The sequence below is a fragment of the Nesterenkonia sp. F genome, assembly GCF_000220985.1.
Classification (GTDB): Bacteria; Actinomycetota; Actinomycetes; order Actinomycetales; family Micrococcaceae; genus Nesterenkonia.
Genome location: NZ_AFRW01000049.1, coordinates 1 through 7,148, shown reverse-complemented (window position 1 = coordinate 7,148; position 7,148 = coordinate 1). Strand labels below are relative to the sequence as shown.

General features: G+C 73.9%; 7 protein-coding genes and 1 pseudogene. All 8 read right to left on the bottom strand.

The window, feature by feature from the left end; genetic code table 11:
• The coding region (locus GU5_RS0104135; RefSeq protein WP_010524317.1) for an MFS transporter at positions 1-551 on the bottom strand (551 nt) is incomplete at its 3' end.
• Positions 552-624: 73 nt separating this feature from the next.
• Positions 625-1,098 carry a hypothetical protein gene (locus tag GU5_RS0104130; RefSeq protein ID WP_029514001.1) on the bottom strand — a complete coding sequence of 158 codons (474 nt, stop codon included), beginning with the start codon at positions 1,096-1,098 and terminating at the stop codon, positions 625-627.
• Positions 1,098-1,637 carry a DUF4916 domain-containing protein gene (locus GU5_RS0104125; RefSeq protein WP_010524315.1) on the bottom strand — a complete coding sequence of 180 codons (540 nt, stop codon included), beginning with the start codon at positions 1,635-1,637 and terminating at the stop codon, positions 1,098-1,100. Before GU5_RS0104125 ends, GU5_RS0104130 begins: the two co-directional genes overlap by 1 nt.
• 37 nt (positions 1,638-1,674) lie before the next feature.
• Positions 1,675-3,633 carry a hypothetical protein gene (locus tag GU5_RS0104120; RefSeq protein ID WP_010524314.1) on the bottom strand — a complete coding sequence of 653 codons (1,959 nt, stop codon included), beginning with the start codon at positions 3,631-3,633 and terminating at the stop codon, positions 1,675-1,677.
• Between the two features lie 76 nt (positions 3,634-3,709).
• Positions 3,710-4,396 carry a DedA family protein gene (locus tag GU5_RS13945; protein ID WP_010524313.1) on the bottom strand — a complete coding sequence of 229 codons (687 nt, stop codon included), beginning with the start codon at positions 4,394-4,396 and terminating at the stop codon, positions 3,710-3,712.
• Positions 4,393-5,475 carry a pseudouridine synthase gene (locus GU5_RS13940; protein WP_050806588.1) on the bottom strand — a complete coding sequence of 361 codons (1,083 nt, stop codon included), beginning with the start codon at positions 5,473-5,475 and terminating at the stop codon, positions 4,393-4,395. The genes GU5_RS13945 and GU5_RS13940 overlap by 4 nt, the downstream gene beginning before the upstream one ends.
• 26 nt (positions 5,476-5,501) lie before the next feature.
• Positions 5,502-6,128, bottom strand: coding sequence for a VOC family protein (locus GU5_RS16220; protein ID WP_139084309.1), 627 nt, complete (start codon positions 6,126-6,128; stop codon positions 5,502-5,504).
• 168 nt (positions 6,129-6,296) lie between these two features.
• A pseudogene (locus tag GU5_RS0104100) lies at positions 6,297-7,148 on the bottom strand (ATP-dependent helicase); the annotation flags it as partial.

Here is a 7,148-nt window from a genome sequence, read left to right as displayed (position 1 = left end):
GAGGGCACCACCGACAGGCCGAGCATCCAGCGCCACGACTCGGCCGGGGTGAAGAGCAGGCCGACGATGAACCCGAGGAACTGGCCGGCGACGATCGCCAATACATAGGTGGCGGTGACCCTGCCGCGGATGCGGGCCGGGGCGATCTCGGAGAGGTAGACCGGCAGAGTGACCGCGGCCAGTCCGGCGCCGAGGCCGACGAGCACGCGGAATCCCAGCAGCACCGCCGCCGTGGGGGCCAGCGCCATGCCGATCGGTGCGACGACGAAGGCCGCCGCCGCGGCGATCAGCACCGACCGGCGGCCGTGACGGTCGGAGAGTCGTCCCCCGGAGGCGGCCCCGAGGATCGCGCCGAGGATCAGACCGGTGACGACCCAGCCCTCGGCCCAGCTGTCCAGGGCGAACTCCTCGCGGAGGAACAGCACCGCGGTGGACATCACCCCGGTGTCGTAGCCCCAGTTCAGACCTCCCAGGGCTCCGAAGAGCACGAGCAGGGCGGTGCCGCCGCGGGCGCGGCGGGAGTCGGCCTCGGCGGGTCGTGTGATCGGCACGGGCAGTCCTCGGGGAGCGGGCGGTCGGGGCGGGAGAGCGGGGCTGCAGGAGGTCGCGGTGGAAGGACGGTGTTCAGCGCAGCACGCCGCGGCGGCGATGATGCCGTGCAGCGAGCCAGAAGGCGACCATCCAGGCGGCGACGACCAGCTCGGACAGCACCGATCGCGGTCCCAGCACCTGCCAGCGATCCAGCAGACCGACGGTCGCCGCCAGCATCGCCAGCTGGCCGACGACGGCGACCAGGGCGGCGGGCGCGGCCCAGCGGCGGCGGAGCATCAGCAGCACGGCCGCGGCGCCGCCGGCCACCACGGTGCAGCCTGCGACGACGTGCAGCGCGACGGGGTAGTCGGTGAAGTACTCGACCTGCGCCGGGCCGTAGCCCCTCTCCGCGAAGTAGGTCTGCGACATCCGCACCGTCTCCACCAGATCCCGCGCGGCGATCGCGTGCAGCAGCAGGCCGACGGCGCCCATCAGCCACAGATGCCAGGGGGCGCTCGGTCGGGCCGCGGCGTCTGCCGACGCTGCGGACGAGAGCCCGGCGGTCATCAGTCCGTCCATCCCATGTGCGCCAGCGCCTGACGCAGCAGGCGGGAGCGGCCGCCGAGCAGCTCCGCGCCGACGTCGGCGCCCAGCGCCTGCTCCGGCGTCAGCCAGGCGACCTCCAGCGCGTCCTGACGCGGCTCGCACTCGCCGGAGACCGGGATGACGTAGGCCAGCGACACTGCATGCTGTCGGTCGTCGACCAGGCCGGTCTCGCTGGGGCTGGGGAAGTACTCGGCGACGGTGAACGGCGCCGGCGCCGGCGGCAGCTGCGGCAGCGCCAGAGAGCCCAGATCCTTCTCGATGTGCCGGATCAGCGCCCCGCGGATGGTCTCGCGGTAGAGCACCCGGCCGGAGACGAAGGTGCGGTAGAAGCGGCCGTCGTCGTCGGCGGTGTAGAGCATCCCGACCTCGGTGAGATACCCCAGCGCGTCCAGTCGGACCGGCACGGCCTCCACATAGACCATGGGCAGCCGGCGGCGGGCCTCGTGGAGGTCCTCCTCGCTGAGCCATCCTGGGTTCGGGTCGGGGGTGCGCACGCTCATGGGTCCACCACTCCTCAGCTCGTGTCAGAGACTCGTGTCAGATGATGTCGTCGACCGGGCGGCCCATCGCCGCCCGCCGCTCGGCATGATTGATCCGGTGCCGCCGCGATTCGGTGGCGAGCACCACGATGAAGGCGCCGAAGGCCGCGCCGACGGCCACCCACGCCGAGGGGGCGTCGGAGAACAGCCGCGGGAAGACCAGGCAGATCAGGCCGAAGCCCATGCCGAGCGCCACCGCCATCCGGCCGCGCTCGGTCATCGCGTAGTACGCGCCCGTCCACACAGTGGCCATCAGGCCGAGCATGCCCCACAGATCCGCGGGCACCCCGGGGATGCGCACGCCGGCGGCGGTCAGGGCGATCGAGACCGAGGACATCGCTCCCACCAGCGCCCAGCCGGCGAACAGGCCCACCGGCCTGTCGGTCAGCCGACGCTCGGAGATCGACCGGGCGGTGTGGAAGGTGAACTGGCGGACCGCATCGAGCAGGGCCAGCGCGGCGGCCAGCGAGGCCAGCACCGCCAGCCAGAGCATGTCGGCGTGCACCGCGGCGGTCCAGCCCAGCATGAGCCAGGAGGCGGCGGCGACGAGCCAGCCGGAGCGGCGCTGCCGTCGGGTGGAGCGCTGCGACGGCGCCCACTGGTGCAGCGCGTGCAGCACCAGGCCGACGACGATCAGCGGCCAGAGCCAGTAGTGCACGGCGTTGGGGGTCAGCAGGGACCGGCGGCCCGTGTACCAGCCGTCGACGAGGCCGTCGAGCCCTCCGACGGCCAGGATCCGGGTGTCGGCCTGCCAGCCGGCCATCCACAGCACCGAGAGCACCGCGGCGCCGGCGCCGAGGGTCACCACGAACCGGCGGAGCAGGTCGTGCGGCCGCGGCGCGGGGTCGGGATCGCGCGAGGGCAGGTTGTACGGCGGGATGTAGGTGTAGAGGTCCTCTTCGTCGTCGGCCCGCTCGTCGTCGGCCAGCGACTCCTCCCCGTGCGAGGTCGCCGCCTCGATGGCCGAGGCCTTCTCCAGGATGACCGCGCGGCGGCGCTCGGCGCTGGCGCTGCGGCTGCCGGCGGCATGGTCCCAGGGCAGCGGTCGATCGTCCGTCGCCGCCGGCGGGCCCGGCAGCGACAGTCGGCCGGAGCCCTCCGTCGGCGGCAGATGCCGCGTGTCCTCGGGGTGCTCGGAGTGCACGGGGTTCTCGGGGTGCCCGGGGTTCTCGGAGGCATCCGCGTCCGCGGAGTCGGCTCCGGCCGCACCGGCCGCATCGCCGAGGGGTCCGGCGTCGTCGGCGTCGGCCGGGCGCCCCGGCGCGGGCGTCTGCTGCTCGGGAGCCTCCTGCTCCTCGGGCGGACGCGGGGCGGCGCTGCCGACGGCCGGGACGTCGGGCTCGGCGTCCTCGTCGTGCTCGGCGACGCGCCGGTCGCCGTCGATGATCTCCTGCAGCGACTCCGCGACCCGGGCGGTGGCCCGCTCGAAGCGGGCGTCGAGCGTGTCGAAGAACTCGCTGAGCGCCGACTCGTCGGTCTCGCGGGCCTCCGGAGGCAGCTCCGGGGTCGGCTCGCTGCGGCGGATCCGTGGAGCAGGGGAGGCCGACGACGAGACGGCGTCCCCGGGGGCCTCCTCCTCAGAGCCGTCTTCTGCCCCCTCCGGGGCACCCTCGTCCGCCGTCTCGTCGGAGCCCTCGTCGGAGCTCTCGTCGGAGTCCTCGTCGGAGTCCTCGTCGGTCTCCTCGGCGGGGGCCGCTTCCGCCTCGGCCGGGGCGGAGCCCTCCGGGTCCTCATCCTGCCCCGCGTCCGTCGGCGCGCTCGCCGCGCTCCGGTCGTCCGGCTCGGGGTGGTCGCCCGGCTCGGGATGATCAGTCGTCGGGGGATGCTCGGGCGCCTCCGGGCGCTCGGTCGGCCCCGTCGCCTCAGGCGCCCGCGACTCCTTCTCCGAGTGTCGGGCAGCGTCGTCGGACCTGTTGGACGTGACCGACGGCGTGGGTTCCGAGGACCGGTCAGTCACGGGCGGGCTCCCCTCTGCGGGCTCGGGCGTCGGCGGACGCCGCTGGTGTCACCATGCGTCAACGGCCGCGGGTCGGTCAGGACCCGACGTCCGTGGGGGAGGTCCCCACGGCGGACGTCGCGTTCCGGCCGGCCGCGCGGCGGGATCTCGCGCGCCGGCGTCGGGCGGCGACTCCGGCGGCGAGGGCTCCCACCAGAGTACCCGCCGCCGCGGCCGTGACCGTGCTGGCCCACGGGGGCAGGCCGGTGGTCGTTCCCGTAATGTAACCCAGTCCGACGAGCCACGCGGACCAGGTCGCCGCGCCGACCAGCGCCAGTGCGACGGTGCGCGGTCCGCTGAGCCGCAGCATCCCTGCCGTGATCATCGAGGTGGTGCGTCCGCCGGGGATCGCGCGGATGAGCAGCAGCCCGATCCAGGTGGTAGCCCCTCCGGCCCGCAGCGTGACGCGCAGCAGCATCCGGTGCAGACGTCGGCCCCAGCGCCAGCGGTGCAGCACGCGCAGCCCCTGGCGCCGGAAGAGCAGGTGGACGCCGACGTCGCCGAGCAGGCAGCCGAGCATCGTCGTCGTCAGCACCAGCGGCAGGCCCATCAGCCCCTCGGAGGCCATCGTGCCGGAGGCGATGACCATCAGCTCCGAGGGGAAGGGAGGGACGAGCGCAGTGACGGCCACGGCGACGACCAGCACCGCGAAGTACCAGATGCCCCACTGCTCGAAGAGCGCGGGGTCGCCCAGATGCAGGGCGGAGGCGGCGACGAGGCTCATGTCGGGGTCTCCTCGGTCGACGCGGCGGTCAGCACGGCCGTCGACGGCGCGGTCGGAGCCTCGGCCAGGCTCCGGGACGAGGTGAAGCGACGCGGCTCGCCGGTGAGCGGATCGTCGAACTGCAGCGACTGCGCCAGCAGCTGCAGCGGGGCGTCGAAGTCGTCCTCGGCGTCGTCGAGCAGCTCGGGATAGAACCGGTCATGCATGATCCCCAGGCCCAGCATGGCCATGTGCACCCGCAGCTGATGGGTCTTGCCGGTGTGCGGGGTGAGCCGGAACCGGCCGGTGCGCCGTCCCGCGGCGCTGGTGCCGATCTGCAGCAGCTCCACCCGTGACGACGCGTTGGCGCCGGGGACCGCGGCCGTGCGGCGCTTCCCGCGGCGGGGCCGACGACGATCCTGCGGTCGCCGGCCCGAGTCGGCCACCGCATAGCTCTCCCGCTCGGAGGTCACCTGGCCCTTGATCTTGGTGATGCGGCTGCGCACCTGCACCGGGAAGCGTGCGAGGAGGGCCTCGTCGTCGGGCGCGGCCGGGCCGGAGGGCAGCGCGCTGACGCATTCGTAGGTCTTGGCCACGGCGCGGTCCTCGAAGAGCGTCTGATAGGCGCCGCGGGTCTCCGGCTGCTTGGAGAGCAGCACCAGCCCGGCGGTGCCGCGATCCAGCCGGTGCACCGGGATCAGGTCCGGCATCTTCAGCCGTCGGCGCAGCCGCACCAGCAGCGACTCCTGCACATAGCGGCCGGCCGGCGTGGTGGGCAGGAAATGCGGCTTGTCGACCACCAGCAGATGCTCGTCCTCGTGGAGGACCTCCTCGGTGACCGGCAGCGGGCGCTCGCCGGAGACCGAGCGGTAGTACCAGAGCGCCTCGCAGGCGCCCAGCGGCGTGGAGGTGCTCAGCGGGACGCCGTCGCCGTCGACGACCTCGCCGGCCTCGAAGCGGCCGGTGATGCCGCCGTGGTCGATGTGCCCGAAAGTCTCCAGCACGTACTCGTGGACGGTCGCCCACGGACCGGACTGCGGCAGGCGCAGACGGGTGGCATTGACCCCGTCGCGCACGGGGAGGGGAGACGTCCGGGACACTGCGCCAGCCTACCGGCCGCCGCGGCTCATCCCCAGTCGGGGGCCTTCGTCTGCGCGGTCTCCTCCTCCGGAGCGGACAGCGGGTGGTTGACCTGCCAGCAGACGCCGAAACGGTCCTGGATCCAGGCGAAGTTCTTCGCGAAGTCGTAGTCGCCGGGCTCCATCAGGAAGGTGCCCTCCTGTGCGAGCACCGAGACGATGCCGTCGAATTCGCCGGAGGACTCGACGACCACCGCGATGGAGGTCGACGGCGTGAAGCCGAACTCGTGGGTGACCAGGCTGTCCTGGATCATCAGCACCTGGCCGCCGATGGTGATCTGCGCGCTGGCCACCAGGCGGTGCGGTTCGGGCGCGTCGGCGGGAACCGGGGCCAGGTCGGAGCCGGTGCGCGGATGCGCCTCCTCGCCGGAGTCCTCCGCGGCGGTCTCGCCCTCGGCGTCCGATGCCTCGTCCTCCTCGGGGCCCTCGCCGTCGTCGGCGGCGTCCTTCTCTCCCAGGTCCTCGTCGACCTCGGCGCTGAGGTCGAGGATCTCGGTCCCCTCGGGATGGTGCTGCATCTCGAGCAGCTCGGCGTCGGGGAAGGCCTCGAGGTAGAGTTCCACCGCCTCGGCGGCCCGACCCTGGAACATCAGAAACGGCAGGCAGAGCGTCATGGCCCCAGCCTATCGGGTGCGGGGCGCCGACGGTGCGGCCGGCCGATCGGCGGTGGCGTGATGCGGGGGCCGCCGGACCGATGACTCTGTGGAAAGTGTGGGAAAGTCGCCGTATTCCCGCCCGTTCCACGGAGTCATCGCGAGCGAGCGAGGGGCGGGCAGGTCCTCTCAGGAGGAGAAGCGCAGTCCCGACGGCGAGGAGCGGAACCCGGCGCGCTGCAGGGCGGCACCGAAGGCGCTGTGCAGCACCGGGGCGCCGTTGACCTGCTCGACGGCGAGCCGGGCGGTCTTCGCCGCCCGCAGCCGCTCGACCAGCGCGCCGGCGACGACCTCCATGAGGTCCTCGTCCTCGGTGAACAGGAGCATCGTCCGTCCGCCGCGCTCCATGTAGAGCACCAGGTCGCCGCGGTGCATCCCCACCAGGGCGCCGGCCTTGCGCCCGGGTCGGTGCGGGGCCTTCGCCGTGCCGCTCTGCCCACTGGCCCGGTCCCCGTGCCGCGGCGGCTCGGGCCAGTCCAGCGCCGCGCCATAGGCGCTGGCCGGGTCCGTGGCCGCCAGCACCATCGTGCGTTCCGGATCGGCGCCGTCGTCGTCCTGCCGGGCGCGCGAGTCCTCCTGATCCTCGGCGACGGCGCGCAGCTGGTCGATCGTCGCCGAGGTGGTGAACTGGGCGGCGCCCAGCCGCTCGACGAAGTAGCCGCGGCGCAGCCGTCCGGCCTCCTCGGCGGCGGCAAGGACCTTGTACATCGCGGCGAAGCCGCCGGCCAGCGGGCCCTCGTCGCGGCGGCCGCCGCCTGCCTGCTGCTCGGCGGCCACCGAGCCGCGGGTGACCACGCCGTAGCGGTCCAGCAGCACCTCGGCCTCGGCGTAGGCGGCCTCGGTGGGGTCCGACGTCGTGCGCGGCACCATCGTCCAGCGCGGCCCCGGCGAGCCTCCGGGGCGCCGGGGGTCCCGCGGTGGGCGGCGACGGCGCGGCGCAGCGCCGTGCGGCGGGCGGTGTGCCGGGTGCGCGCGGGCGCC

Bases quoted from the DNA above. Each gene is read 5' to 3' on its own strand.
- GU5_RS0104130 (WP_029514001.1), bottom strand. From the start codon at position 1,098: ATGACCGCCGGGCTCTCGTCCGCAGCGTCGGCAGACGCCGCGGCCCGA.
- GU5_RS0104125 (WP_010524315.1), bottom strand. From the start codon at position 1,637: ATGAGCGTGCGCACCCCCGACCCGAACCCAGGATGGCTCAGCGAGGAG.
- GU5_RS13945 (WP_010524313.1), bottom strand. From the start codon at position 4,396: ATGAGCCTCGTCGCCGCCTCCGCCCTGCATCTGGGCGACCCCGCGCTC.
- GU5_RS16220 (WP_139084309.1), bottom strand. From the start codon at position 6,128: ATGACGCTCTGCCTGCCGTTTCTGATGTTCCAGGGTCGGGCCGCCGAG.